Source organism: Achromobacter insolitus, from assembly GCF_002209555.1.
GTDB lineage: Bacteria > Pseudomonadota > Gammaproteobacteria > Burkholderiales > Burkholderiaceae_B > Achromobacter > Achromobacter insolitus.
In genome coordinates, this window is sequence record NZ_NJIF01000006.1 from 85,585 (window position 1) to 112,471 (window position 26,887).

Annotated in this window: 16 protein-coding genes; 12 read left to right on the top strand and 4 right to left on the bottom strand. The window is 66.9% G+C overall.

The features are described 5' to 3' along the window. Positions 1 to 274: 274 nt before the first annotated feature. The 4 genes from CEY08_RS19645 (at position 275) to CEY08_RS19660 (ending at position 2,952) form a co-directional block, all read left to right on the top strand. On the top strand, positions 275 to 1,453 hold the full coding sequence (locus CEY08_RS19645) for a phage tail sheath family protein (protein ID WP_076815293.1): 1,179 nt from the start codon (positions 275 to 277) through the stop codon (positions 1,451 to 1,453). Next, on the top strand, positions 1,450 to 2,037 hold the full coding sequence (locus CEY08_RS19650; protein ID WP_088607766.1) for an AAA family ATPase: 588 nt from the start codon (positions 1,450 to 1,452) through the stop codon (positions 2,035 to 2,037). The genes CEY08_RS19645 and CEY08_RS19650 overlap by 4 nt, the downstream gene beginning before the upstream one ends. Further along, positions 2,034 to 2,249, top strand: a complete 216-nt coding sequence (locus CEY08_RS19655; RefSeq protein ID WP_042794975.1) for a hypothetical protein — start codon at positions 2,034 to 2,036, stop codon at positions 2,247 to 2,249. The genes CEY08_RS19650 and CEY08_RS19655 overlap by 4 nt, the downstream gene beginning before the upstream one ends. 157 nt (positions 2,250 to 2,406) lie before the next feature. Continuing rightward, entirely contained in the window at positions 2,407 to 2,952 is a 546-nt protein-coding gene (locus CEY08_RS19660; protein WP_088607767.1) for a hypothetical protein, read from the top strand. A 28-nt stretch (positions 2,953 to 2,980) separates the two neighbouring features. Here the strand turns inward: CEY08_RS19660 and CEY08_RS19665 are convergent, their stop codons facing one another. The 3 genes from CEY08_RS19665 to trpB all read right to left on the bottom strand — a co-directional run bounded on the left by CEY08_RS19665 (position 2,981) and on the right by trpB (position 8,819). Continuing rightward, on the bottom strand, positions 2,981 to 6,700 hold the full coding sequence (locus CEY08_RS19665; protein WP_232033802.1) for an ATP-binding protein: 3,720 nt from the start codon (positions 6,698 to 6,700) through the stop codon (positions 2,981 to 2,983). 128 nt (positions 6,701 to 6,828) lie between these two features. Further along, positions 6,829 to 7,614, bottom strand: coding sequence for a tryptophan synthase subunit alpha (trpA, locus tag CEY08_RS19670; RefSeq protein WP_042794978.1), 786 nt, complete (start codon positions 7,612 to 7,614; stop codon positions 6,829 to 6,831). Next, on the bottom strand, positions 7,611 to 8,819 hold the full coding sequence (trpB, locus tag CEY08_RS19675) for a tryptophan synthase subunit beta (RefSeq protein WP_088607768.1): 1,209 nt from the start codon (positions 8,817 to 8,819) through the stop codon (positions 7,611 to 7,613). Before trpB ends, trpA begins: the two co-directional genes overlap by 4 nt. A gap of 114 nt (positions 8,820 to 8,933) precedes the next feature. Here trpB and CEY08_RS19680 point away from each other — a divergent pair, with 114 nt between their 5' ends. The 6 genes from CEY08_RS19680 to CEY08_RS19705 all read left to right on the top strand — a co-directional run bounded on the left by CEY08_RS19680 (position 8,934) and on the right by CEY08_RS19705 (position 17,136). Continuing rightward, positions 8,934 to 9,857, top strand: a complete 924-nt coding sequence (locus tag CEY08_RS19680) for a LysR substrate-binding domain-containing protein (RefSeq protein WP_076815302.1) — start codon at positions 8,934 to 8,936, stop codon at positions 9,855 to 9,857. 124 nt (positions 9,858 to 9,981) lie between these two features. Then, positions 9,982 to 12,063, top strand: a complete 2,082-nt coding sequence (locus tag CEY08_RS19685; RefSeq protein WP_063962262.1) for a DUF8189 domain-containing protein — start codon at positions 9,982 to 9,984, stop codon at positions 12,061 to 12,063. An 83-nt stretch (positions 12,064 to 12,146) separates the two neighbouring features. After that, positions 12,147 to 13,085, top strand: a complete 939-nt coding sequence (locus CEY08_RS19690; RefSeq protein ID WP_232033801.1) for a GAF domain-containing DNA-binding protein — start codon at positions 12,147 to 12,149, stop codon at positions 13,083 to 13,085. A gap of 151 nt (positions 13,086 to 13,236) precedes the next feature. Continuing rightward, complete coding sequence (ampH, locus tag CEY08_RS19695; protein ID WP_076815304.1) at positions 13,237 to 14,382, top strand: D-alanyl-D-alanine-carboxypeptidase/endopeptidase AmpH; 1,146 nt, start codon at positions 13,237 to 13,239, stop codon at positions 14,380 to 14,382. Further along, a complete protein-coding gene (locus CEY08_RS19700; protein ID WP_232033800.1) occupies positions 14,379 to 15,551 on the top strand; it encodes a hypothetical protein in 1,173 nt (390 codons plus the stop codon). Before ampH ends, CEY08_RS19700 begins: the two co-directional genes overlap by 4 nt. A gap of 7 nt (positions 15,552 to 15,558) precedes the next feature. Next, positions 15,559 to 17,136 carry a serine hydrolase gene (locus CEY08_RS19705; RefSeq protein ID WP_076815306.1) on the top strand — a complete coding sequence of 526 codons (1,578 nt, stop codon included), beginning with the start codon at positions 15,559 to 15,561 and terminating at the stop codon, positions 17,134 to 17,136. 16 nt (positions 17,137 to 17,152) lie between these two features. On the opposite strand, the gene CEY08_RS19710 is transcribed toward CEY08_RS19705, so the two are convergent. After that, the gene (locus tag CEY08_RS19710) at positions 17,153 to 23,326 is read right to left on the bottom strand and encodes an autotransporter outer membrane beta-barrel domain-containing protein (RefSeq protein WP_088607769.1); all 6,174 of its coding nucleotides are present in this window, start codon (positions 23,324 to 23,326) and stop codon (positions 17,153 to 17,155) included. A gap of 287 nt (positions 23,327 to 23,613) precedes the next feature. Between CEY08_RS19710 and CEY08_RS19715 the strand changes: the two genes are divergently transcribed. Then, positions 23,614 to 24,495 (top strand): ribose-phosphate pyrophosphokinase, encoded by an 882-nt coding sequence (locus CEY08_RS19715; RefSeq protein ID WP_042794981.1) that lies wholly within the window; start codon positions 23,614 to 23,616, stop codon positions 24,493 to 24,495. 25 nt (positions 24,496 to 24,520) lie between these two features. After that, positions 24,521 to 26,884: a phosphoketolase family protein gene (locus tag CEY08_RS19720; protein ID WP_076815314.1), complete on the top strand. Its 2,364-nt coding sequence runs from the start codon at positions 24,521 to 24,523 to the stop codon at positions 26,882 to 26,884. Positions 26,885 to 26,887 lie beyond the last annotated feature (3 nt).

Consider the following 26,887-nt stretch of genomic DNA (forward strand, 5'->3'; position numbering starts at 1 on the left):
GCTTCTGAATAAGCAACAGAACGTTAACACCGCTGAAAAGCTATTGCCCGCTTTTATCAGACCTTCTATAAAACATCTCACCAGGGCTGCTACTTTTGCCCGATTGCCTTTCCGCTGCAATCCAACTAGAAGCGCGGCGCAACGCCCGCCACACGCCGGCACTCCCGCGCGTTGCGCCTACGCCCGGACCCTTGCCCGAGGCGCTCTGGCCGTCTCTCGAAGACTCTCCTGCTGCAAGCACACGTCGCCTAGTAGCCGTGGAAAGGAGCAGTTCATGGCGCCTGCCCTGAATCATCCAGGGGTGTATATCCAGGAAACGCCCACTGGCGCGCAGACCATTGCCGGCGGGCCCACGTCGGTAGCCGCATTCCTGGGCACGGCCATGCGCGGACCGCTCAACCGACCGGTCCGGATCCTGGATTTTGCCAGCTACGAACGCGAGTTCGGCGGGCTGGCCGAGGATTGTGACCTCGGCTATGCGGTGCTCCAGTTTTTCCTCAACGGCGGCGCCGAGGCCTGCGTGGTGCGCGTGGCCCCGCCTGGGCTGAACGGCGCACAGGACGCGCACGCGGCCTTCATCGGCCAACCTGCGCAGCGCCTGGGCCTCCATGCACTGGACGAAGCCCATCCCTTCAACCTGCTATGCCTGCCTGGCATCACGCACGCCGGCGTGCTTGCCGATGCCGTGTCCTACTGCAAGAAGCGGCGCGCCTTCATGATCATCGATGCACCGCCACAGGCGGTCGACGCCGCGGCCATGGCCACCGCCGTCATGGGTTCGGCGCTACCCAGGTCCGATCAGGCCGCCGTATATTTCCCCTGGATTCAGGCGACCGATCCCCTGCACATCGGCCAGCGCCGATTGACACCGCCCTGCGGCGCAATCGCCGGCCTGTACGCGCGCACCGATGGCAATCGCGGCGTCTGGAAAGCGCCGGCCGGCATTGACGCCAGTCTTGCCGGGGTGCTGTCCCTGGCCGTCACGGTCAGCGACGACGAGAGCCGCAACCTGAATACCCTGGGTGTCAATTGCCTACGCACGTTCCCCGGACGCGGCACGGTCTGCTGGGGTGCGCGGACCCTCCAAGGCATGGACCACTTCGCTTCGGAATACAAGTACGTGCCGGTGCGCCGCCTGGCGCTCCATCTGGAAGAATCGCTCTATCGCGGCACGCGGTGGGCCGCCTTCGAACCCAATGACGAACCGCTCTGGGCGCAGATCAGGCTGAACGTCGGCGCCTTCATGAACGCATTGTTCCGCCAGGGCGCATTCCAGGGCGGCACGCCGCGCGACGCCTATCTGGTCAAGTGCGACGCGGAGACCACCACGCAACATGACATCGATCATGGCGTCGTCAACATCCTGGTGGGCTTTGCCCCGCTCAGGCCGGCCGAGTTCGTCGTCATCCGCGTGCAGCAACGAGCGGGACGGACTGAAGGATCGCAGCCATGAACGTGCCCGCCGAACCGCGGATTCTGGCGCTGTGGGACACCGGTAGCGAGAGCCGTTCCCACGCACTGGCACAGGCATCCGCAGGCGCCGAGGCGCTGGCGCGCGAAACCGGGCTGACGCTGCATCGCGTCGACCTTTCTCGCATCATCGGCAAGTACATCGGGGAAACCGAAAAGAACCTGAACCGCCTGTTCGAGTCCGTGGAGCAAGCCGGCGCCATCTTGCTGTTTGACGAAGCCGACGCGCTCTTCGGCAAACGCACGAACGTCAGGGACAGCCATGACCGCTACGCAAACATCGAGGTCAGCTACCTGCTCCAACCCATAGCACCGTACCTCGGCCAGGCGTCCGGGGCCGCGGGCCTTAAGTCCAACGTGGACAGCACGTTCCTGCGGCGGCTACGCCTTGTTGTCGTGTTTCCGGCTGCCGCGCCGGATCCCCGCGCGCGCATCTGGCGCCGCGCATTCCCGGCCGCCGCCCCCGGCGCCGAAGTCACCATGACGCGCCTGCTGCAAGCGGTCCGCGCCGAAGCAACCCCACATGCCCGGCCCTTGCCTGGCACCAAGCTGAGAGAACATCCATGAAACCCGTCATCAATGAGTATGTCCGCGAGCTCAGCCACCCTGGCTACGACGCGGCCCAGCGCAATGCCTTCGTCGCCGCCATGGTTAGCAGGCGGCTGATGCGGCGCACGGAGGAGCAGCGCGAGGCGGGCGAGGCCGATGCCGCGCTGGCAAGCGCCCTCGGCGACAATGCCACGGGCTCTGACGCCCGCGCCGACAACGGCAAGACTTGAGTGCTGCGCCGCTGCAGGATGACCCTGCGACCGCCATGGGCGCCGCGCGCGCGGACAAGCCCGGCCGGCCGCCACGGTATCATCAGGCCTGTTGCGCCGGCTTGCTCCTCCAGGGGCAACTGGCGCTGCCATTCCCGCCCACATCCTGCAAAACGCGATGACCCCATACATCTCGGCCGGCATTCTGCTATCAGGCGTTTTCGCCGCCATCGCCTACCGCGGGAAGCGGCAGCGCGCGATAGACACAGCCGGCCGGCGCCTCGGCAGCGATCTGGTCGCGGGCGGCGCGCTCTACGGCGTGGCCGCGCCTCCTATCGGCGGCGCAGGCGTGGTCATGGGCCTGACCGCCGCAACCCGTGATCCCGAGACCCTGCTCATGCTGGTCTACGCCTTGCCCTGGTTCTACATTTTCGGCTTTGTACCCGCATTGCTGTGCGGGGTCGTGGCCGGCGCGCTGCGGCCGGCGCATCCGTCCTGGCGCGCCTGCGCCGGGATGGCGCTGGTCGGCGCCGTCTATGGCTTCGTTTTCCTGGTCGGTTTCATTTCCCACAACAGACCATGGCAGGAGGAACTGGGCTTCCCCCTGACCGTGGGCGCCGCGCCCGGCGCGGTGAGCGCTTTCCTGTGCGCGCGCTTGTTCTATGGCAGGCCGGGCGGCCGCGGCGCGTCAGGCGGCAACGCTCCGCAATCGGCGATGCAATAACGTCCCAATGTGCCATCACGGCCGGCCCTCAACCCGCTTCGGCGCGTCTGCGCGGCAGGTCGTTCAACAGGCTTTCCAGTCGGTCGAAATCCATGGGCTTGACCAAATGGTGATCGAAGCCTGCATCGCGTGACCGGCGCAGGTCTTCCTCCTGCCCCCATCCCGTCATGGCAATCAGCACAATGTCGGCGGCCAGCGGGCCGGCCCGCACCCGGCGCGCGACCTCGTAGCCGTCCATGCCCGGCATGCCGATATCCACCAGCATGACATCGGGCCTGAAACCGTCCAGCATGGCCAACGCGGCAGGTCCGTCGCCCACGCTGCGGACGTCGGCGCCCAGCGCTTGCAGCACCATGGCGGTGGTGTCTCCCGAGTCGGGACTGTCATCGACCACGAGGATGCGGCCCAGCGAGCGGGCTGGCGACGCCTGGACCGTGCGTGGCAGTGTCGCCGCAGCCGCGCCCATGGCCGGCAAATGCACCAGGAATTCAGACCCGGCACCCGGGCCCGGGCTGCGTGCCTCCACCCCGCCCCCATGCAGTTCGACCAGGCGGCGGACCAACGTCAGGCCGAGGCCCAATCCGCCTTCTCCCTGCACGCGATCGACTTGCGTGAAAGGCTCGAACACCGAGGCCAGCATGTCGGCGGGAATGCCACGGCCGTTGTCCCGCACCGACATGAGCAGATTGCCGTCGGCCTCCCGGCTGGCGCGGACGCAAATCTCTCCGCCCCGATCGGTGTACTTGACGGCATTGTTCAATAGATTGGAAACCACCTGCGCCAGCCGCACGGCATCGGCCTCTACCATCAATGGCTCTTCGGGCAGATCGACGCGCAGTGTGTGCCCCTCGGCCTCGACCGATTCCCGGCTGGCCTCCAGGGCATGGCGCAGCACTTCGCCCAGATCCACCGGAGCCTTGCGCAGCAGGATCTTGCCCTTGGTGATCCGGGAGATATCCAGCAGGTCGTCCACCAGGCGCGCCATGTGGCTGACCTGGCGAGCCAACATGTCGTGAACACGGCGTGTCCGCTCATCGCCGGCGCCGGAGAGCCGCAGCATGTGCAAGCCGTTGTGCAGCGGTGCAAGCGGATTGCGCAGTTCGTGCGCCAGCATGGCCAGGAATTCGTCCTTGCGGCGATGCGCGAGGCGCAGTTCCTGTTCCGCGCGCATCAACTCGGTAATGTCCTGCACGACGGTGCACGCGCCGACCAGCTCGCCATTCTCGGTGCGCAAGGGTGCGGCGCTGACGCGCATCCAGCGTTCCTGCCCATCCTCGGCCAGGTACTGCATTTCCGTGCCCGGCATCACCATTTCGCCGCGCAGTGCGCGCTTGCCGGGCCAGTTCTCGGGCGGTACGGGGTCGCCGTGTTCGTCCCAGCCGCTCCAGCGCGCAGCCAGTTCGGGACGCGCCGAGGGCACGGCATGAGGCGCGCAGCGTTCCATGAGCGCATTGGCCAGTATCCACTCGCCGCTGGCGTCGCAGACGCCCACGCCCACAGGCAACTGATCGATAATCGCCCTGAGCCGCCGTTCGTTGGCCCTGAGCGCCGCATAGGCCTGACGCCGCAGCATCGCAAGGCGCAAGTGCGCATCGACGCGCGCCTGCAGCTCGCGCGCGGCAAAGGGCTTGATCAGATAGTCGTCGGCGCCCGCCTGCATGCCTTCCACGCGGGCCTCTTCGCCGGCGCGCGCCGACAGCAGGATCACCGGAATCGCGCGCGTGCGCTCGTCACTGCGCAGGGCCTGCAATAGGCTCAGCCCGTCCATGCCCGGCATCATCACGTCGGAAATCACCAGGTCGGGCGGTTCCTGGCGCGCGCTCCGCAGCGCGGATGCGCCGTCGCCCGCAAGCCGCAGCGCATACTTGGACGACAGCAGGCCGTGTAGGTAATCGCGCATATCGGCGTTGTCATCCGCACACAGCACGACTGGCCGTCCGCTTTCTGCCGCGCTGGACGGCGGCGCCTCCGCGGGCGCTGCCGTCCAGCGCGCCGCTTCCTGCAGATAGGGCGCGCCTGCGCCCGCCGTCGTTGCCTCCAACGACGCCACCGCCACGGCCGGCGTCATGGGCTTGCCGCCCTTGGGCAGCGTAACGTTGAATGTGCTGCCCACGCCTGGCTGGCTTTCGACGGAAATCGAACCGCCCAGCAGCGTGACCAGCTCGCGGACCAGCGCCAATCCTATTCCCGTGCCTTCGTGGGTTCTTGCGGCCGCGCTTTCGACGCGATGGAAGCGTTCAAAAATCCTGGGCCGCTCCTCGCTCGCAATGCCGATGCCGGTGTCGCGCACCGACAGCGCCACACTGGAACCGCGATCGGACAGGATGACCTCGATGGACCCTTGCAGGGTGTACTTGAACGCGTTGGACAGCAGGTTCAGCAGGATTTTTTCGTACAGGTCGCGATCCAGCCACACCGCATCCCGCAGTTCGTCACACTGCACGCGCAGCGTCAGTCCGGCAGCCTCGATCATGGAACGAAACGCGCTGGCATGTTCCATCGTTGCACGGACCAGATCGGTGGGACTTGCGCGCGCCGCGATGGCGCCCCCCTCGATACGCGAAAAGTCGAGGAGGGAATTGACCAGCTTCTGCAGCCGCAGCGCATTGCGATGCAGCATCTGCAACGCACCCCGGTCCAGTGGCCCGCCCTGTTCGCCCAGCGCCTGTTCCAGCGGCCCCAGGATCAAGGTCAAGGGCGTGCGGAATTCGTGGCTGACATTGGAAAAAAAAGTCGTCTTGGCCTGATCCAGCTCTGCCAGGGCCTCGGCCCGCCGGCTCTCCTGCTCATAGGCCGCAGCGTTGGCGATCGTGCTGGCGGCGTGGTGCGCGACCAGATCGAGAAAATCGCGGTAGGCGTCGTCCAGCGGACGCCGCGAGCTCACGCCCAACACCATGATGCCCGACACGGATCCGTCAGCGGTCCAGCGCATGGGCACCACGCGTGCCCACTGTGCCGGATCGTCCCAGGGGCCGCCAGGCAGTGCAAGCCCCAGCGGCGCCAGCGCGATGGTCTGCGGCAGGGCCGCCTGCGCCACCGCGTCCAGCGGCCAGGCTGCGGGCGCCATCGCCGCCGGAGCGTCCACGCCCGTGGACGCGAGCAATTCCGTCCCGCCGTCGCCGCAGCGGTAGATGAGGCAGAACGGCACGTCCATCCGGCTCTCCGACATCACCGCGCACAGGCCTTCGGCAGGCGCCTTGAGGCCGTGCGCGCGCAGAGGCTGCGCGCCAAGCTTGCGCAGTATTTCCAGCCGTCTTGCGCTGACGATCTTTTCAGTTGTTTCGGTGCAGGGGCAGAACACGCCCTCCACCGTTACGCCGTCCGCGGCCAGGATGGGACCATAAGTAAACGTGACATAGACTTCTTCGCGCGGGAGATCACGATCGAAAAAATACTGCGCGTCGTGCGACCACGTTGCCTGGCCGCACTGGTATACCCCTTCCAGCATGGGGCCGATGGAGCCCCAGATTTCGCTCCAGCAGACCTGCCCTGGCTGCATCAGCGCGGCCGGGTGCTTGTGGGCGCCCAGAAAGGGGATGTAGGCGTCGTTGTAGAGGATACGGAAGTCCGCTCCCCACCAGATCAGGATGGGGAAGCGCGAACTCAGGCACAGGCTCAGCGCCGTGCGCAGGTTCTGCGGCCAGGTGCCGGGCTCGCCCAGCGGGGTCTTGCTCCAGTCCAGTTCGCGCAGCCGCTGCGCCATTTCTCCGCGCTCGGGCAAGAATTCCAGACTTGACTCGGATGTCACGGCCTTTCCTATTTTGTGGAACAGAGGTGGTCGCGCATGCGCGACTCCCGGAGAGGCGCGGCCACTTGATGATATCCCACGGAGGAAAGGCGATTCGAGGCAAGTCGCAACTGAAGTAACGAGTTGCCTCAATGCCGCAGCGCGGCCGCCAACCCCCTTACTTCTTCCAGTGCGCCAGCCACGCCGCGTTCGGCCAACACCTGCGCCAGCCGTGAACCGACAACCACCAGATCGGCGTATCGGGCGACAAGCCGGGCTTCGTCGGGCGAGCGCACGCCAAACCCGGCGGCCAGGGGCAGCCGGGTCTGCGAGCGCAAGCGATCCAGGTCCTGCGCGATGCGGCGCTCGTCCGGCAGATCCGCGCCCGTCGTCCCGGCCAGCATGATGTGATAAACAAAACCGCTGGCGTCGTGCAGCAATGCGGCCAGCCGGGCATCCTCCGAAGTCGGCGCGGACATGCGGATGAGATGGATGCCGTGCGCGCGCGCTTGCCGGGCGATATCGCCGGCATGCTCGATCGGCAGATCGATGATGATCAGGCCGTCCACACCCGCGGCGGCGGCGTCTTCGATGAAGGGCGCCACGCCATGACGCAGAATGGGGTTCAGGTAGCCCATCAGCACCACCGGCGTGTGCGCGTCCGTCTCGCGAAACTCGCGCACCAGGGCCAGCGTGCGCTTCAAGGTCTGGCCGCCCGCCAACGCGCGCACGTTTGCCTGCTGCAGGACGGGGCCGTCGGCGACCGGATCGCTGAACGGCATGCCGAGTTCGATCATGTCGGCGCCCGCCGCGCGCAAACCGCGCAGCAGTTCCAGGCAGGCGCCTGGATCGGGATCGCCCGCGGCAAAATAAGTGACCAGGCCGCTGCGTCCGGATTGGCGCAGCGCCGCAAGGGTTTGGTCCAACCGAGTCATGCCGCCACCTCGCCAAATTGCGTAACCGTGTCCATGTCCTTGTCGCCGCGTCCGCTGAGGCACACGACAAGAATCTCGTTGCGCGCCATCTGCGGCGCCAGCTTGCGCATATAGGCCAACGCATGCGCGCTTTCCAGCGCCGGCAGGATGCCCTCCCTGCCCGTCAGCCAATGAAAGGCCGCCACGGCTTCCGCGTCCGTGACGGACACATAGTCCACGCGCCCACGATCATGCAACAGGGCGTGTTCGGGGCCGACGCCGGGATAGTCGAGTCCGGCCGAAATCGAATGCGCGTTCACGATCTGGCCGTCGTCATCCTGCAGGTAATAGCTGCGGCAGCCGTGCAGCACGCCTTCGTGGCCCGCGCTGATGCTGGCGGCGTGCGCCCCGCTGGCCAGGCCCAGACCGCCGGCTTCGACGCCGTACAGGCGCACGTCCGCCAGTTCAAGGAAGGGATAGAAGAACCCCATCGCGTTGGAGCCGCCGCCCACGCAGGCCACCATGGCGTCGGGCATACGGCCGGTCTTGGCGGCGATCTGCTGGCGCGTCTCCACGCCGATGACCTTCTGGAATTCGCGCACCAGCCAAGGATAGGGGTGCGGGCCAGCCCCCGTGCCCAACAGGTAGTAGGTAGCGGCGGGATTCGCAATCCAATCGCGCAGCGCCTCGTTCATCGCGTCCTTCAGCGTGGCGGTGCCGGCATGCACGGCGCGCACCTCTGCGCCCAGCATATGCATGCGCCGCACGTTGACGGACTGGCGCGCCATGTCTTCGGCGCCCATGTACACCACGCACTCCAGGCCGAACAAGGCGCAGACCGTCGCCGTCGCCACGCCATGCTGTCCCGCGCCCGTCTCGGCGATGATGCGGCGCTTGCCCATGCGGCGAGCCAGCAGGATCTGCCCCAGGCAGTTGTTGATCTTATGCGCGCCGGTATGGTTCAGGTCTTCGCGCTTCAGATATACCTGCGCGCCCCCAAGCTCCTCTGACACGCCGCGAGCCAGGAACAGCGGGCTCGGCCGGCCCACATAGTCGGCCAGCATGCCGCGATAGCTATGCCAGAAGTCCTCGTCGGCCAGCGCTGCCTTGAACTCGCGTTCAAGCTCGTCCAGGGCGGGGACCAGCGTTTCGGGCATGTAGCGCCCGCCGTAGGGGCCGAATTGGCCATGGCTGTCGGGCGCGGCCGGATGGATGGAGGATGGCATGGGCTAAGGTTCCATGAACAGGTGGTAAGGATTTTTCCTTATGCTATCTTCATGGAAAATTTATTTGAATCAATGATTTATTAATTATCCATGTAAGTTGAACTAACAGATTTCATGAGACGCCTACCCTCCCTCAATGCCCTGCGATTCTTCGATAGCGCGGCCCGCCAAGCGAGTTTCACGCTGGCGGCGAAGGAACTGTGCGTGACCCACAGCGCTGTCAGCCAGCAGATCCGGCAATTGGAAGAATGGCTGGGCTGCGCGCTTTTCGAGCGCCGCGCCGCACGCGTCCAGCTGACGGCGGCCGGCTTGAGGCTGCAACAGGCGGCCCACGATGCCTTCGATCTGCTGGAGCGACGGTGCGACGAACTCAAGCGCAGCACGCAGCCGGCGGAACTGACGGTGGGAGCACCGGCCAGTTTTCTCTCCAATTGGCTGATCCCGAGGCTCGAACGTTTCGAAGCCCTGCATCCGGCCATCCGCGTCAGGCTGCAGACGGCGGCGGATCCCGCCTTGCTGAACACGCAGCGCGTGGACGCCCTGATCCTGGCCGGACGCACATGGCCGCAAACGTGGGATGTGACTCCGCTTTTCGCCGAGACGATAGGCCCGGTCTGCACGCCGGCCCTGGCTGCGCGTATCCGCAGCCCTGCCGATGTGCTGGACGCGCCGCTGCTGCACACCAGTTCACGGCCCGACGCCTGGAAGGATTGGGCAGCGCTCCAGGGCATCGCGCTGGCCCCGCGACAGCCGGGGCGCGAATTCGACCATCTGGGCCACATGCTGGAAGCCGCCGCCGCCGGCCTGGGCATGGCCATCGCGCCCGCGGTGCTGGTGGAGTCCGAGCTGCATCGCGGCAGGCTGGCCGCCCCCTTGGACTTCGTAGAAAGCGGCGCGGCATTCAGCCTGTGCCTGCGCAAGGCTGCGGCCCGGCCCGATGGCGCGCACGAGCGCTTGCGCGACTGGCTGCTGGCCAGCGCCGGGCTGGATCTCAGCCCATACCAGGGCGATAAGGCCGCAGCCACGCAGGGCCGCTAGCGCCAGGGGCCGACCGCGCCACAGGCGGGGCCTCTACCGCCCCCATTTATTGCAATCCCCCGCCGCTATACTGGACTTAACTCAATACCCTTTACGCGCCGCGCCTTTTCTGCTGCGCCCCGTTATGTCCGTCTTGTCGTCCATGCTGCGCCCCGTTGGCCGGGCGCTATTTTGTGCCTTCGCCACCCTCCTCTACGCCCATGCGTTCGCCGCGCCGCCAACGCTGGCGCAATGCCACGGCATCAAGGATCTGGCTTTCGTTGCCCATCTGGACGACGACCTGCTGTTCATGAACCCCGACATCGCTTCCAACATCGAGGCGGGCGGTTGCGTGCGCCTGGTGTATCTGACTGCCAGCGATGCCGGCGAAGGCGACGGCTACATGCTGGGACGCGAGCGCGGCGTGCGCGCGGCCTATGCCTATATGGCGCACCAGCCCGATGAATGGAAGGAAGACGCCGGCACGGCGGGCGGACGCCGCATCGCGCGCTTCACCCTGAAGGGCAACCCGCGCGTGCAGCTTTGGCACATGCGCCTGAAGGACCCCTGGCTGGGCAAGGGCTGGGGCAGCCTGACGCCGCTGAGCCGCACCGAATCCGAACCCGGACAGAACGTCGACACACTCGGTCCTTATGCCGAGTCCTATACGCGCGAGCAGCTGATCGACACGCTGGCCGACCTGATCCGCCAGTATGCCCCGACCACGGTGCGCCACCTCGACGACACGATCGCCGTCCCCTACACGCAATTGTGCTGGCGCTGCGCCGGTCACGGGCATCCCGACCACATCGCCAGCGCGCGGCTGGCGCGCGAGGCCATGTTGCGCGCGCCCGGCAACTACGCCGAGATGGGCTATGTCGACTACCCCAGCCAGGAACGCGCCACCAACCTGACCGAAGCCGAGATCGCCAACAAGTCGCTGATCTTCCAGCACTATGCCTGGAACGACTATCACTATTGCGCGGGCCCCACCGGTTGCAAGGAACCCGCCGGCCCGGCGGCCGCCTGGGTGCAGCGCGCCTATTACGTATCGCGCCAGGACATTGCGCCGCAGCTCTACCCGGACGGGCGCGGCGGCCTGGTGGTGTTTGCGGCCGGCGAGACCAACGGCGCCGTCAACCGCTGGGATGCCGGCCAGCGCCGCTGGCAAAGCCTGGGCGGCCGCACCAGCGGCCCCCTGGTCTCGTTCACGCATGCCGACGGCACGGCCGGGCTGATGGCTCGCGACCCGCTGGGCGGCGTATGGGCCAACAAACAACGCCACGACGGCACCTGGCAAGGCTGGCAGGCCCTGGGCGGCCTGCGCGTGACCCAGATACCTGCGGTGGCGCCGCGTGGCGAAGCCGCCGCCGTGGCGCTGGGCTACGACGGGCTGCTGCACTGGATCACGCCGTCCGGCGTCGACGGCAGCTGGAGCACCTGGCAGGACCTGCCGCCGCTTGAAGGCGTGACCGGCTCCCCGGCTGCTGCGCTGGGCGGTGACGGACGCTACGTCATCTTCGCCGTCACGGGGAACGGCGAACTCCACTACACCCGCCAGTTGCCGGCGGCCAAAGGCCAGCTTCCCGAATGGCAGGACTGGCGCCGCGTGCCCGCCCCCCAGGCCGCCGGCGGGCTGGCAGCGATCCGCAACCACGAAAACCGCGTCGAACTGTACTTCCGGCAGCGCGGCAACAACCATCTGACCCGCCTGATGGAAACCGGCGATACCACCGACCTCAATATGGACTGGAGCGCGCCGACCGACATGGGCGTGCCCTACATCGGCCGCCCCGCCATCAGCGCCGACGCCACGGGCAATGTCATGGTCGCGCTGCTGGAACGCGCCGGAGGACAGCTCTGGCTGGTGGAGCACGGCAGGCCGGCCAAACTGGACGCCGAAGCCGCATCGCCGCCTGCGATCAATCTGGTCAATGGCACGCTTTACATTGTGGCCCGCGCCACCGGCGGCCCGCAGCGCTACGAAGTACTGTCGCGCCACGAAGGCAACTGGACCCGCGGCCTGACGCTGGAAGGCGTGCCGTCCGCCGGCGGCGGCCCCTTCGAGGCAGTGGCCGCCCGCCCCGTGGACCTGCCCAAGCTCGGCGCCAACAACGCCAACAATGCGGCCGTGGTCCGGCCGTCCGCGGACGATCCGGGCGCGCTCAGCGTGGGACGCATGCCGACCCAGGCTTCACAGGCAGCAACCCCCACGACGGTCCGATAATCCGTTTGGTCTTGTCATCCTTCGTTACCGGAGAGAAAATTCCGCCTAGCCGCGCGGTCCAGCCCGAGCGTGCATGAAGCGCCATGTCGCCGCAGGGGGAACCGCAAGTGAAGGATGCTGGCCAGTACCAGACACACGCCGCCACCGTGCTCGAACCCAGTCCCGCATCGGACTGGCTTTACCACTGCGCGATGAGCCTGCTCAAGCTGCCGGCCGACGACGCCATATCGGAACAGCTGGCGTACATGGGCGAGACCTCCGACGTGGACCGGTCCTGGATGATCGAATACCGCCCGGACATGCTGCGCCTGCGCAATACCCACGAATGGTGCCGGGGCCAGACCGAGCCTTTCGTCGCCGAACTCCAGGACGTGCCGACTACGCTGATCGCCTGGCTGCACAAGTTCATGATGAAGGGCCAGGCGGTTGCCATACATGATGTCAACGACCTGCCCCGCACCGCGCGCGCGATCCAGGTCGAGTTCCAGCGCCAGGGAAATAAGAGCGTGCTGAGCGTGCCGGTTTTCCATGACGGAAAGCTCTACGGCATCATCGGTTTCGACACCACCGTCCGGCACCGCAACTGGTCTGCCGGCGAAGTCGGCGCCCTCTTCCAATGCGCCAACCTGATCGGACAAGCCAAGTACGGAAACGGCCGCGATCCCCACCGGCCGCGCCATGACAGCGCCACCTCGGTGATCTATCTGAGCATGCGCGGCGTGGTCCGCGGTGTGCTGCCCGAAACCATTGTGGGGGTGCGCTCCGCGGGAAACTACAGCGAAATCTGGCTTGAAGACGGATCCATGGTGCTGGACTCCCGTGCGCTCGGCATATGGTCGACCCTGTTGCCGGAGAAGACCTTCTTCCGGGTGCACCGGACCGCCATTGCAAACGCGCTGCATGTCATGGACGTGGACCGCAGAAGCGTGGACAAGTGGCTGATCAGGATGCGAGCGGTGGACGAAACCTGGCCGGTGTCCCGGTCATACCGCAAGCCGCTGCGCGAACGCATGGGGATCTGAATCCAGCCCGCCGGCCACGACGCCCCGTCAATATGCAATTCGTCATGCCGGCATGTTGTTTCGTCCTTGGAGAAGTGGCCGCGCATCGAGTTTTTGGGATCATCGCGCATGCGGAGGAAATCCCCGTTCCTCGAGCTACCTGGAGAACCGCATGCCGACGTCCCGCATCCTGTCGCGCCTCACCATACTGGCGCTGAGCGCCGCCTGCGCCGTGGGCGCAAGCCAGGCGCGGGCGACCGACCTTGCCTTGCAGGATGCCGTCTCCATGGCAGGCATGCAGCTGTATCTGAATTCAGGCGCGCCTGGGTTGATCATCGCTGCGGTGCGCGGCGATGACGTGGTGGTCCAGGGTTATGGCGAAACCGCGCCGGGCAGCGGCGTCGAGCCCGACGGACGATCCATTTTCCGGATCGCTTCCGTTTCGAAAGTATTTGCGGGCGACGTGCTGGCGGCGCTGGCGGCCAAAAACAAGCTCAAGCTGACCGATCCCCTGGCGAAATATGCGCCGGAGAACGCCAGGGTGGAAAGCAACGGCCGCCCGTTGACGCTGCTGGACCTGGCCACGCATTCCGCCGGCCTGCCCCGCGAACTGCCCAATCCCGATGCCAAGCCGTCCGACAACCCGTTCGCGGCGTTCGATCGCGCCTATTACTGGAAATGGATCGGTAGCCACAAGCCGGCTTATGTGCCCGGCACCACCACGCTGTACTCGAACCTGGGGTTCGGGCTGCTGGGCGATGCGCTGGCCAAGGCCGGCGGCGCGGATTATTCGACGGTGCTCGCGGACGAAGTCCTGAAGCCGGCCGGCATGGCCGACACCACCAATGCGCTGTCAGATGCCCAGAAAAAACGCTTGATGACCGGCCTGGACCCGTTCGACAAACCGGATCCCAACGCCCCAGTCCCCGACGTGATGTACGCCAGCGCCGGCATCTACTCCACCGCCGATGACATGGTGCGCTGGATGCGCTGGCATCTGGACGGCGCCAGGCAGGCCAGGGAGGCAGCCTTGCTGGCCCACACCTTGTGGCTGCCTTATGACGGGCTGAAATCCGTCGTGGGCACCGAGGTCACCGATGCCGACGGCATGGGGCTGGGCTGGGTCGTGACCCTGCCGCGCAACGGCACCCCCTTGCTGCTGGGCAAAAGCGGCGGCCTGGGCGGCTTCATGTCCTACGCGGTCCTGTCGCCCAACCGGGGGCTGGGCGTATTCGTCGTCGCCAGCCGCGTGAACTTCGCCATGTTCGGCAATATCCATTCCCAGGTGCGCGAATTGGCGGCAGAGTTGGCGCGGTGAAAAGATTTTGTCGGACGCTGCGCAAAGCCGCGGCGGCAGCGCTGTTGAGCGTGGCTGCCCAGGGTGCCGGCGCGCAGGAAGCCCGGGATATCTTCAAGACGGAGATTTTCCTGACCCCCTACAGCGAACTGGGCGACGGCGGCGAAACCTATCCGCAGTTAAACGGCCGGTTCCTGCTGATGACCGGCTACACCGGGTTCTTCGGCGTGCAGGACGATAACGGCCAGCTCCCGCGCTCGCACTGGAGCAGCGTCCAGCCCACCGCGGAAGCCGCCCTGGTCCTGCAGCTGACGCGGCAGTTTTCCATCCGCACCAAGGCGACCTTCAATTCGTCCACCAACGACACCAAGGACAATGCCTTCTCCGACCTGGGCGTGGACCTGGACAATCTGTTCGCCGCCTACACCGCGGACAACTACGCGCTATATGGCGGCAAGATGGACCTGGGCTTCGGCGACGCCTGGCATGTGGTCGACGGCTTATACACAGGTTTTAACGAAAACTCCGAGTTCCGCGGCTCGATCGGGCTGGGCGGTCGCTACACCCTGGGCACTTCTGGCAGCGGAACGCATTCCGTGGCCGCCATCCTGTTCAAGCGCGACAACACCGCCATGAACCATCGGCTGAGCCTGGACGGGGGCCTCATCGGGCCCGATCAACCCCCGATGTTCAGCGACCAGCTGAAGTCCTTCATTCTTTCCTATGATTTCCGCGACCTGCCAGGGCTGGAGGGCCTGTCTGGCGGGCTGGATGCCGGCCGGCTGCACCTGGATCCCCAGCAGGGAAAAAGCGCCAACACGGTATCGGCGCGCCTGCGCTACGACGCGCCCGTGGGCCGCGCCTGGAACCTGAGCTGGTTCAACGAGGCCACCTATTCCAGCGCCTTTCGCGGAGCGCCCGTGTCCAACGGCAACGGCGTCACCTCCCTATCGCTGTCGCGCGACCGCTGGCAGTTGACCGCCACGGCGGCCGTGCGCAAGCTGTCCGGCAACGGCCAGGAACTGGCCCGATACGGCTTGCAGGACGATACGGATTGGGGCATTTCAGGCGCGGTCACTTACGTCACTCCCATTGGTTTCATCGTGCAGGCAGGAGTCACGCATCAACGCGACCAAACCTTGCGCATCAACCAGGGCGTTTTTCGCATCGCTTATCAAGCAGGATTCTGAGGCCATCATGAACAGCAGACACACGCTCATTGCCGGGGTATTCGTTCTTGCACTGGGCGGCGCTACGCCAACCTGGTCACAGCCGGTGACCATCGCCAACGCCCCCAACCCGCCCGCCGACGCGGTGGCCATTCCTGCCGGAAGCAGGGAACGCGCGGTGCAGGAACTGCCGCGCGTCGTCGCGGAAATCATGAAACGCAGCCAGGTCCCGGGGATGGCGGTCGCGGTGGTCGTCGATGGCAAGACCGTGCTGACGCAGGGCTACGGCACGCGGGAAGTGGGCAAACAGGCGCCCGTGGATGCGCACACCGTGTTCCAGATCGCCTCGATCTCAAAATCGCTCTCGGCGACAGTCGCGGCCATCGAAGTGTCCCAAGGCAAGGCCGCCTGGGACGATCCCGTATCGCGTTACTTGCCGGACTTCAAGCTCGGCAATGCCTATGTGTCAGAACACGCCACCATCGGCGACTACTTTGCCCACCGCTCCGGCTTGCCGGGCACCGCCGGCGACGATCTTGAAGACCTGGGCTTTAGCCGCAACGAGGTCCTCGCCCGTCTGCGCCTGCTGCCGCTGGACGCATTCCGCACCTCTTACCACTACGCCAACTTCAGCACCACCATAGGCGCGGAGGCAGTCGCCAAGGCCGCCGGACGCCCCTGGGAAGCGCTTGCCGACGAGCAACTCTTCAAGCCGCTGGGCATGAAATCGACCAGCTACCGCTACCGCGACTTCGAAGCTCACACCAACCGCGCCGTGCTGCACGCCTATCAGAACGGTCGGTTCGTGCCGGCGGGCCAGCGCGATGCGGATCAGCAAGCGCCCGCGGGCGGCGTGTCCTCCACGGTCGTCGACCTGGCGGAATGGCTGAAGCTGTTGCTGGCGGACGGACAGTACCAAGGCAAGGCCATGATCTCCCCTGCCGCCCTGCTGCCCGCGCTCTCTCCCCAGGCATTCAGCGCCCGCGCGCACGACCTGGACTCGCGCTCGGGCTTTTATGGCTATGGCTTCAACGTCAACACGGAGCTGGGAGGGCGTCCTTCCATGGGGCATTCCGGCGCCTTCCTGATGGGAACAGGCACTACCTTCAGGATCGTGCCGTCCGCCGGCATCGGCATCGTGGTGCTGACCAATGGCGCGCCGGTGGGCGCGGCGGAATCCGTCGCTGCCTCGTTCATCGACACTGCGCTGTACGGCAAGCCCACGCGCGACTGGTTTGCCGCCTACAACGGCGCCATGAAGGCATTCTTCGAGCCCCAGGCAGATCTGTCCGGTCAGGCCGATCCTGCCAGGCCCGCGGCGCCGCAAGCGCTGTCGCAATACACGGGGCGCTTCGACAATCCCTATTACGGCCCCGCCGAAATCCAGGAGGCCAACGGCGCCCTGACGCTGGTACTGGGTCCGAAAGGCATGCGCTTCCCCATGCGGCACTGGGACGGCGACACTTTCGCCTTCTCGCCGGCGGGCGAAGCCGAGCTGGTCGCGTCCCTGGCGTCCCTCTCCTTCGGCAAGAGCCAAGGGCAGGTCCAGGACTTCGACATCAAGTTCTACGGCGACAACGGCCTGGGACGGTGGACCCGCAAGTAGTCTGCGGGGCCGCCTATCAGAAGCGATAGGCGGCCCGCAGGGTCAGGGACTGGTCGCGGTATTGGCCGTTGCCGCGCAGGCCGTACTCTGTCTTGAACTCCACGCCCTTGCGGGTCACGTATTCCAGCCCCGCCGACAGATTGCCGTAGGTCTTCGGCATGCCGGACCGCAGCGTGAAAGGCACCGCGCCTGGACCATTGAGCTGCATGGTGGTGACCACGTCGCCCCCGCTGAGAAAGCTCATGCCGCCCGCTACGTATGACCGCAAAGTCGCGCCGTTGGCAAGATCCTTGCGTCCACCCAGCTCTATCATGGGCGTGGCCATGAACGAGGTCGTATCGTTTCCGCGCACCTTCAGGTTGAAGGCTCCGGCCCCCTGTTCGCCATAGCCTTCCTGCCGGACATGGTTTACATCGAAATCCACGTACGGACGCAGGTACCACGAGGGCTGACTGAACTCGTAGGCGGTGCGCAGCCGGGCGGCAAGAAAGGAAGATTCCGGCTTGCTCTTGGCCACGCCATCCAGCGTGCCGCGCGACATCCTGCTTTTCTCCACGCCGCCGTGGACGGCAACGGACACCTGCCACGGCGCATTGTTGTACTTCAAGGCCAGGCCGCCCGCGTAGGTGTCGCTATTGCCCGAAAGGTCCGAGGCCGAGGTGGTCTTGCCGTAGGCGTAGCTCAGCGACCCGCCCAGGAACCAGTTGGTGGCGATTTCCCGTTGTGCGCCCACAGTGAGCGTGCTTTGGCGGACGCGGTAGCCCTCGTCGTCCGACGTGGACTTGCGCTGCGTCCAGTTGGTGTCCAGCCGCGTCCAGACGCAATCGCCTTCGCGCAGGATCGTGCTTTCACCGACGAACGTCGGACAACTCATCATCCGGTTCAACGATGCGTAGGACGCGTGCATCTGGTTGGCAGCGCGGGCAAACTGGCCATCATGGGCAATGCCGTTCAACGCATCGCGGTACTGCTCCGCGCTCTGGATTCCCGTGAATTTGTCGAAGGTGGAGGCATCGCTCTTTTTTCCCTGGTCCCACAGCGCCTGCAGCGAATTCGCGATCCTCGCGCGATCGGCATTGAGCGGGAACGCGGCGGGAGTAAAGTCGGCATCGACGGAAATCAAGGGATCGCGCAAGCCCGCGGCGCCGTTGTTCTTGAGCGTGTACTGGAACAAGGGGCTATCGCTTGCGGTCGCGGGCATGCTGTCTTGTTCGGCAGCGAAATGGCCGATGCCCAGCCACACGTTCTTTACGGGATTGCGCAATACCGGCCTGACGGTGCCGGCCAGGGTCGATGGACCCGAGACCGAAATGAAGTCGCTGTTATGGCCGCCAAAATCCAGGTCCGGCCGGTAGGTCCCCGTGTGGTTCAACGTGCCCGTGATGCGCGTGGCCGTGAACACACCCGGGCCGCCGGGGTTCAGGATGCCGGCGCTGGCCAGATCGCCCTGGAATCGCGCGCCGCTATATAGCGTGGCGCCCGGGTTGTTGTTGAAGGTGCTGCCGGGACCCATCAGCACATCGCCCGCCACGGTCCCGTTGTTATAGACGACGGCAGCGCCGGCCACGTCGATCGCCGTCTTCGCCTGGATGACGCCGGCGTTGGTGATGGTGGTGCCAGCAAAAGGCGTCACCGCCAGGATGCCTGTTCCGGAGGTGCTGTCGGCGCTGACCAGCGCGTTCTGACCCAGGTTGACCGAAATGGCCCGGCCGCCCCCATAGGCGCCGTTGCTCAGCGCGACCACGGCCGGCGAACTTCCGCCGGAGGCGATCACCTGTGCCGCATGGCCGATGTCTATGCTTAGCGGCCCGCCGTAAGCCGGATCATTGCCCGGGGTGCTGTATTGGTAGAGGACGCCATCCTTGAACACGCCGCCTCCGCCCACGCTCATTGCCAGGATCGCGGGCGCGTTCGAGCCTGAGGTCTGGACCGTTCCTCCCGTGCCGACGGTCACGTTAACCGCGCCGCCGTTGCCCTTGCCGCCGGTGAGGCCGGCATTCTGTACGAGGCCGGCCAAGGATTGCGAGAAAGACTGGTCGCCCGCCAATCCGCCGCCCCCGCCCACGCTCTGCGCCAATATGCCGGCAGCCCCCCGGCCCGAGGTCGCCACCCGGCCCGCGACGGACACAGTGACCGTGTTGCCGTCGCCACCTTGCGCGGGGGAAGCAACGGATTGCAAGGCCACCAGGCCTGCTTGCGTCGCCAAGCCGGCGATGCCCCCGCCGCCGCCCACGCTTTGCGCGACGATGGCGTGCGAATTCGTGCCGGCCGTGACGATGCTGCCGCCCACGTCCTGCGTCACGGTAACGGTCCCTGCGGGGCCTGCCATTGGCGCGCTCGAACCGAACCTGATGTTCGCCGCATTCGCGGCGGGTCCGGCGCCGTTGTCTATCGTGACAAGTCCACCGCCCCCGCCGACACTTTGCGCCAGCACGCCGAACGACAGCGCGCCGCTCGTGGCGATGCTGCCGCCCGTGTTCGTAACCGTGACATTGCCGCCCGCACCATTCAGGTTACTGGCAAACGGGCCTCCCGCATCGGTCGCGGTGCTGCCCAGCCGGATATCGACGCCGCTGAGGATAACGGTGGACGACACTGCGGCCACGCCGCCGCCACCGCCCACGCTTTGCGCGAGTATCCCCGGCGCATACACGCCTTGCGTCACGATGCGGCCGAGGTTGTTGGCCGCATTTACGGAACCGGCGGACAACTGGCTCGCGCTGAATCCACTGTAGCTGTCTGACGGATAGTCGCCGCCCACGTTGATGGAGAGGGTGGCGGTCTGCGCAATGGCGGCGACGCTCGCATTGCGCATGGCCAAGGCGCTGACGCCCCCGCCTCCGCCCACGCTCTGCGCCAGGATCCCCGCCGAACCACTCCCACCGGTCGCGAGCGTCCCCCCGTGGACCACGCTTGCCGCGCCTCCCGTGCTCGTCTTCATGCCCTGCCCCGGATCTCCCGCGGCGCCCAGGGATAGCGTCGATGTGGCCTGGCTCCACAGGAACAGAGGCTGGTCGACCATCGATATGCCGCCACCTCCGCCGACGCTCTGTGCAAGGATCCCAGGCGCTTGACTGCCCTGCGTCGTGACCCGGCTGGTCGAGGCGCTGGCATCGACCGTGACCGCGCCGCCCGCGCCGCTGGCTCCCGCCAGGCCGCCGTTGCGCACATTGATGAGCCCGCCCAGCAGAGACCCGCCCTTCGTCCCCAGAATATTGATGATGCGCGTGATCCCGTCGATGATCGCGGGCGCCTGGCCCCCCGCGCCGGCCGACACCACCGCCTGCAGATCCTGGCCGCTGGCAGCGCTTCTGCCGCCGCCTCCGCCTATGCTTTGGGCGACGATGCCGGCCGAACCATTGCCCTGCGTCGCGATCGTTCCGGTGTTTGTGACGATCGCCGGATCGGAGGCGGTGCCGCCACCGGTGCCCGCCGCGCCGCCGTTGCCGCCGGTCTGATGCGTAATGTTCGTTTGCGGCAGCGCCACGGTAAACAGATCCTGCGCGCCCGATTCGGCCGCCTTGATCAACGCATCGATGCTGGACAACAGCGTGGACGCCCCCGCCGAATCTATCGCTCCGGCGTTGCCGCCCCCGCCGCCCACGCTCTGCGCAAGAATGCCGAGCGCGTGATCGCCCGCCGTGGCGATGGCGCCGTCGTTGCGCACGCTGAAGGCGCTGGCCGCATTACCTGCCCCGCCGTTGCCGCCGGCCGTCACGCCGACGGACAGGCTGACGGCCTTGCTGAACGCGAGTTGCGGCCCCTTCTCCAGCCAATCGGCTGCTTTCGTCAACAAGCCGGCCAGGTTACCTGGCGCGCCCAGGATGTCATTGAATGAGCTGGCGTCATGCATCTGGACTATGCCGCCGTTGCCGCCACCCCCGCCTATGCTTTGCGCGACGATCCCGGCCGCTCCGACGCCCGCCGTCGCGATAATGCCGGTAACGTCATTTCCGGCTTGCACGGGGCCGCCGCTGCCGCCTGGGCCTCCCTGCCCGCCATGCTGGACGGTCAATTGCAGATTGATCAGCGAATTGCCGATGACTGGCGTCTTGACGGGCGCCAACACACCGCCGCCATTGCCGCCGCCTCCGCCTATGCTCTGGACCAGCACGCCATTGCTGTGCGCGTCCAAGGTATGGATTTCCCCCTGGTTCATAACCAGGATCGTGCCGCCATCGCCAGCCCCTTGGCCCGCGCCGCCGTTGGAAACCGCCAGCGTGACCGCCCCGCTCGGGTTGTCGCCCAGTTGCGGCGCAATCGTGACGACGCGGGAGTTTGCCAAGCCGCCGCTGCCGCCGCCTCCGCCTAGGCTTTGGGCCAGCACGCCATTGCTGTGCGCGCCCTGCGTCGTAATGACGCCCTGCCTGGCCTGCGTAAACGACACCGTGTTGCCGGAGCCGCCGCTACCGCCCTTGCCGCCGGTCGCCAGCGCCACGTTGAGTCCCACGCCCACCCCCACCGCATTGGCCGAGCCGCCGCTGCCTCCCCCGCCGCCGATGCTTTGCAACACCACGCCGGAGGCATTGCCGCCCCGGGTCAGGATTTTTCCTTGTGAGAAAAACTGGATCAGGCCGCCGTTGCCTGCCGCGCCTCCAGAGCCGCCGATGGCCACCGACGCGATGACGCCGGTGCTGTTCGCGTCGCCGCCCACCCCGCCGCCGCCGCCGATGCTTTGCAGCAGCACAGCGGCGCTGTTGTCGCCCGAGGTGTCGATGCCGCCGCTGTTCGACATGGCGATGCCTCCGCCGGCACCGCCCGTTCCGCCGTGCCCTCCGCCCACGGCGATGATCCCGTTGCTCGAGGAGGCCAGCCCGCCGCCGCCACCCGCGCTATTCGCGATGACGGCGGCGGCGTCGTTGCCATAGGTGCTGATGGCGCCTGCATTGGTGATGGTGATCGCTTGCCCCGCGACGGCGCCCGCGCCGCCATTGCCTCCCGCTCCGAATGCGCCGCTGGCGCCGCCGGGACCACCCTCTCCGCCCAGGACGCTGGCCACGATGCCCTTCGCGCCCACGGTGTCATTCGTGCCGACCGTGATCGAGCCCGTGTTCGTGATCGTGATGGCGCCTGGCGATCCGCCCGCGCCTCCATCGTGGCCCCCCGACCACGAGCCATTGCCGCCGTTGCCGCCATTGCCGCCCTGGGTCAGCGCATAGATGCCAATTCCGCGATTGCCATCGGCCAGGATCGCGCCGCCGTTGTTGATGGTGATCTGGCCGGCGTTGCCTCCCGCAGCCGCCTTGGTGTCGGTGCCGTTGGCGGTTGACGCATTGCCGCCGAGGGAGCGGGCGATCACGCCATGCCCCCCATCGCCGTGGCCAGCGACGGACACGCCCGCCGATGACGTGAACGTGACCGCCGAGGCATCGCCGCCACGCCCGGCATCGCTGTGCCCGCCGAAGTCCCCCGTGTGTTCAGCCGCGCCGCCGTTTCCGCCCGACGAGATCAGGCCCACCCCCGCGCTGACGTCGCCCGGCCCCGGTCCGCGCGCGGTCACCGATGTCGTGCCTTGCAGGATCACGGCCGCCAGGCCGGCGCCACCGCCATGGCCGGATGTGTACGCCCCGCTGAAGCCATCGGCGATGGCGCTGTCCGTTCCCGCCCCGCCCCAGGACTGGACGGCGATGCCGAAGCCCGTGCCCGATACCGTCACATTGTTCAGCGTGGCACGGGCCTGATGCCCGTCGCCGCCGATGCCGTAGCCGCCATTAGGCCCGTCCGCATTGCCCCACAGGCCGCCGTTGCCTCCGGTCGAATACAGGTCTATGCCGCGGCCCGCGGCATAGACCGTGCTGGCTGCCAGGGTGTAGTCGATGATCCGCCCGCCGCCGCCATTGCCGCCCCAGTGGTTTTCGTTTGCGTCCCTGCCGTTACCCCCGTTACCGCCGCTGACGTCGATCAGGATGCCGGTCTGGCCCGGCGCGCCCGCGCTGATGCGCTGGTTGCTGTCCGTCTGCACGAAGTCGCGCTGTCCCCATTGCCCGTCGTGGCCGTTATTGGGATGGCCGCCACTGGAACAGCATGTGCCGTCGGCGCCGCGCAATTGATAGGCCAGCGGCGCCGTCTGCGCCGATGCCGGCCGGCCGAAGACGTACACCGTGGAAAGTCCTGCCTGCAACAACAACGCCAGCCAGGTAAGCCGCAGACCGTTGCGGCCGGGCGTCGGAAAGTCTTGCGCGGAATTCATGGCGGCAGTTGCAGCAGAAATGGGCAGATTGAGAAATTCGCCGTTCGCCGCCCGCGGTACAAGCCCAAGATGACGAATCAACCATTCCGTCTGATGAGTAGCCGACGCCCGCGGCCCCGGATCCCGTGCCGCTACAAACCTTTGAGTTACATCAAGGTTTGACCGGCGAGCGCCACCGCGGGCCGCCGCCCCTGCGCCATAATCAGAATGCAGCAGCCCCTCAGCGCTGCGCGGGGCTTCCCGGCCTCTTCGGTTTCCCTTACCTCGATCAGGCGGACCCGGCATACATGCAAAGACTTATCCTCCCGCTGCCCGGCAATGAAGGATTCGCCAAGCGCCTTGCCGCCCTGTGCCAAGGCGAACTCGGCGCCGTGGAAACCCGCCAATTCCCCGACGGCGAAAGCTACGTGCGCCTGCATGGCGATCCGCGCGGACGCGCGGTCGACATCGTCTGCACGCTCGCCCGTCCAGACCCGCGCTTCCTGAGCCTCGTGTACGCGGCCGACACCGCGCGCGAGCTGGGCGCGACTCAGGTCAACCTGATTGCGCCCTATCTGGCCTACATGCGCCAGGACAAGCGATTCCAGGAAGGCGAAAGCATCAGTTCGCTGTCGTTTGCCCGCCTGGTGTCCTCGACCTTCGACCGCTTGCTCACCGTCGACCCGCATCTGCATCGCCACCCCACGCTGTCTGCGCTGTACACCATACCCACCACCACACTGCACGCCGCCCCGCGCCTGGCCAGCTGGATCGCGGCCAACGTGCAATCGCCACTGATCATCGGACCGGACGAAGAAAGCGAGCAATGGGCCGGCTCCATCGCCGAGCGCATCGGTGCGCCGCACGTGGTGCTGCGCAAGACCCGGCAGGGCGACCGGCAGGTCGACATCCAGGTCCCCGACCTCTCGGCCTGGCAGGATCGCACGCCGGTCCTGGTGGACGATATTGCCTCGTCCGGCCGCACCCTCGTCGTGGCGGCCGGAAAACTCGCCGGCATGAGGCCGCCGCAATGCGTGGTGGTGCATGCCCTGTTCGCCGAGGACGCGTGGTCCCAGGTATCCGACTGCTTTGAACGCGTCGTTTCCACTGACGCCGTGCCTCATCCCAGCAACCGCATCGAACTCGCGCCGCTGCTGGCCAACGCGCTCTTGCGCGATTTGCGCGATTGACCACCCGATTTCAAAGGAACCCGCGATGACGCTCCGCGAGCATTGGCTTTCCGGCCATGGCCCGATCCAACACCGCGCCGACACCGTCGAGCGCGTCGACGCGCTGGTGCGGCGGCTTGCCGCCAGCGGCCGCCTTGCCCACCAGGACGAGGCCTACGCCATGCTGGCCGCCGCCGACAGGCTCTGCTGCGCGGCGATGAACGTCGTGGCGCACATGACCTATGCGCGCCGCATCGCCCTGGACGGCGCTTCACTATCCGCCGATGACTTCAAGCCCAATCCCGAAGGCCATACGGGCGGCTCGCTGAATATGGTGCCCGCCTTCGTCGCCTATCTGCTGGCCAATGCGTTGACGGGCAAGACCCGCGGCTGGCTGATGGGCCAGGGACATTGCGTGGCCGCCATCGAGGCCGTCAACGCCTTGACCGGCGACGTCTCGCCTGCCCAGCGCGGCCGCTACGATCGCAGCGAGGCGGGACTGGCACGGCTGATCACGGACTTCTATTCCTACGCCATCGACGCGCAGGGACTGCCTGCCGCGCCGTTGGGCAGCCATGCCGGCCCCAATACGGCGGGCGCCGTGTCCGAAGGCGGCTACCTGGGATTCGCCGGCCTGCAATACGTGCACATGCCGCTGCCGGGCGAAAGCCTGGTGGCCTTCCTGAGCGACGGCGCCTTCGAGGAACAGCGCGGCTCGGACTGGGCTACACGCTGGTGGCGCGCCGAGGACTGCGGCCAGGCCGTGCCCGTCATGATCCTGAACGGACGCCGCATCGAGCAGCGCACGCAGATCGTGCAGGAAGGCGGCGCGCACTGGCTGGCCGAGGACCTGCGGCACAATGGCTTCGATCCGCTCATCGTCGACGGCCGCGATCCAGCCGCCATCGCCTGGGCCATCCTGGCTGCCGAAGAGGATCTGGCCGACAAGCTCGCGGCGCCGGATTTTCAATATCCCGCCCGGCTGCCCTACGTCATCGCCGAAACCGAGAAGGGATTCGGCTTTCCCGGCGCGGGCACCAACGCCGCGCACAACCTGCCCCTAGGCGGCAACCCTCACACGGACAGCGCAGCCCGCGCAGCGTTCAACGCCAGCGCGGCCCGGCTATTCGTCCCTGGGCCCGACCTGGACGCGGCGCTGGCCGCGCTGGCCAATCACGCTGCACAGCAACGCCCGCTGGAAAGCGGGCATCCCATGGCGCACCGGCACCCTGAAGCGCCGGCCCTACCCGAGCCCGCCTGGGAGGCCGCGGGCTCCCAGGGCAGCGCCATGGCCGCGCTGGACCGCTGGTTCGTGGAACTGGTGCGCGCCAATCCTCGCCTGCGGGTGCGCATCGGCAACCCGGACGAACTCGCCAGCAACAAGATGGGCGGCACGCTGGCATTGCTGAAACATCGCGTCGATCATCCCGAGGCCGGCGTCGCCGAAGACCGGCATGGCGCCGTCATCACTGCGCTGAACGAAGAAGCCGTGGCTGCCGCCGCTCTGGCGAACAAGGGCGGCCTGAATCTCATCGTGAGCTACGAAGCCTTCGCCGTGAAGATGCTGGGGCTGCTGCGCCAGGAGATCATCTTTGCCCGCCGCCAGAAAGAGCTTGGGCAGGCGCCGGGCTGGCTGTCGGTGCCGCTGGTGGTCACTTCCCACACCTGGGAGAACGCCAAGAACGAGCAGTCGCATCAGGATCCCACGATCGGCGAGGCCTTGCTGGGGGAAATGTCGGATACGTCCCGCGTGCTTTTCCCGGTGGACGGCAACAGCGCCGCCGCAGCGCTGCGGGCCGTCTATGCGCAGCGCGCCCAGGTCGCCTGCATGGTCGTATCCAAGCGCGACAGCGCGCAGCGCTTCGATGCGCAAACGGCGCAAACGCTGGTCGAACAGGGCGCGGCCCACATCGCGGGCGATCCGACGGCCAGCGCACTGCAGTTCGTCGCCATTGGCGCCTACCAGCTTGAAGAAGCGCTGAAGGCCCGCGCCCTTCTGGCGCGTCTGGGCCATGAGTGCTGCGTGTCGGTGGTACTGGAGCCCGGCCGTCTGCGCGTCCCGCGCGATGACCTCGAATCCGCCTTTGTCCTGTCCGACGCCGCCGTGCACGCGCTCTTCCCGCCCGGCATGCCGCGCGTGCTGTTGTGCCACACGCGTCCGGAACCCATGCTGGGCGTCCTGCGCCGCCTGGACGGCGGACCGGCGCTCACCCGGGCGTTGGGCTACATCAGCCGGGGCGGCACGCTGGACGTGCCCGGCATGCTGTTCGCCAACCGCTGCACTTGGGCCCATGCCGTCGACGCCGCGGCTGCCGTCGCCGGCTGGCGCCGCGAGGACGTGCTCGATACGCCGAGGCTGCTGGCTATCGACGGCAGAGGCAATCCCGCCGACCTCGCCCATCCACTCTGAAGC

Coding starts and splice junctions, on each gene's coding strand:
- CEY08_RS19715 (WP_042794981.1), top strand. CDS start 23,614: ATGCAAAGACTTATCCTCCCGCTGCCCGGCAATGAAGGATTCGCCAAG.
- CEY08_RS19710 (WP_088607769.1), bottom strand. CDS start 23,326: ATGAATTCCGCGCAAGACTTTCCGACGCCCGGCCGCAACGGTCTGCGG.
- trpA (WP_042794978.1), bottom strand. CDS start 7,614: ATGACTCGGTTGGACCAAACCCTTGCGGCGCTGCGCCAATCCGGACGC.
- ampH (WP_076815304.1), top strand. CDS start 13,237: ATGCCGACGTCCCGCATCCTGTCGCGCCTCACCATACTGGCGCTGAGC.
- CEY08_RS19690 (WP_232033801.1), top strand. CDS start 12,147: ATGTCGCCGCAGGGGGAACCGCAAGTGAAGGATGCTGGCCAGTACCAG.
- CEY08_RS19705 (WP_076815306.1), top strand. CDS start 15,559: ATGAACAGCAGACACACGCTCATTGCCGGGGTATTCGTTCTTGCACTG.
- CEY08_RS19720 (WP_076815314.1), top strand. CDS start 24,521: ATGACGCTCCGCGAGCATTGGCTTTCCGGCCATGGCCCGATCCAACAC.
- trpB (WP_088607768.1), bottom strand. CDS start 8,819: ATGCCATCCTCCATCCATCCGGCCGCGCCCGACAGCCATGGCCAATTC.
- CEY08_RS19680 (WP_076815302.1), top strand. CDS start 8,934: ATGAGACGCCTACCCTCCCTCAATGCCCTGCGATTCTTCGATAGCGCG.
- CEY08_RS19685 (WP_063962262.1), top strand. CDS start 9,982: ATGTCCGTCTTGTCGTCCATGCTGCGCCCCGTTGGCCGGGCGCTATTT.
- CEY08_RS19655 (WP_042794975.1), top strand. CDS start 2,034: ATGAAACCCGTCATCAATGAGTATGTCCGCGAGCTCAGCCACCCTGGC.
- CEY08_RS19650 (WP_088607766.1), top strand. CDS start 1,450: ATGAACGTGCCCGCCGAACCGCGGATTCTGGCGCTGTGGGACACCGGT.
- CEY08_RS19660 (WP_088607767.1), top strand. CDS start 2,407: ATGACCCCATACATCTCGGCCGGCATTCTGCTATCAGGCGTTTTCGCC.
- CEY08_RS19645 (WP_076815293.1), top strand. CDS start 275: ATGGCGCCTGCCCTGAATCATCCAGGGGTGTATATCCAGGAAACGCCC.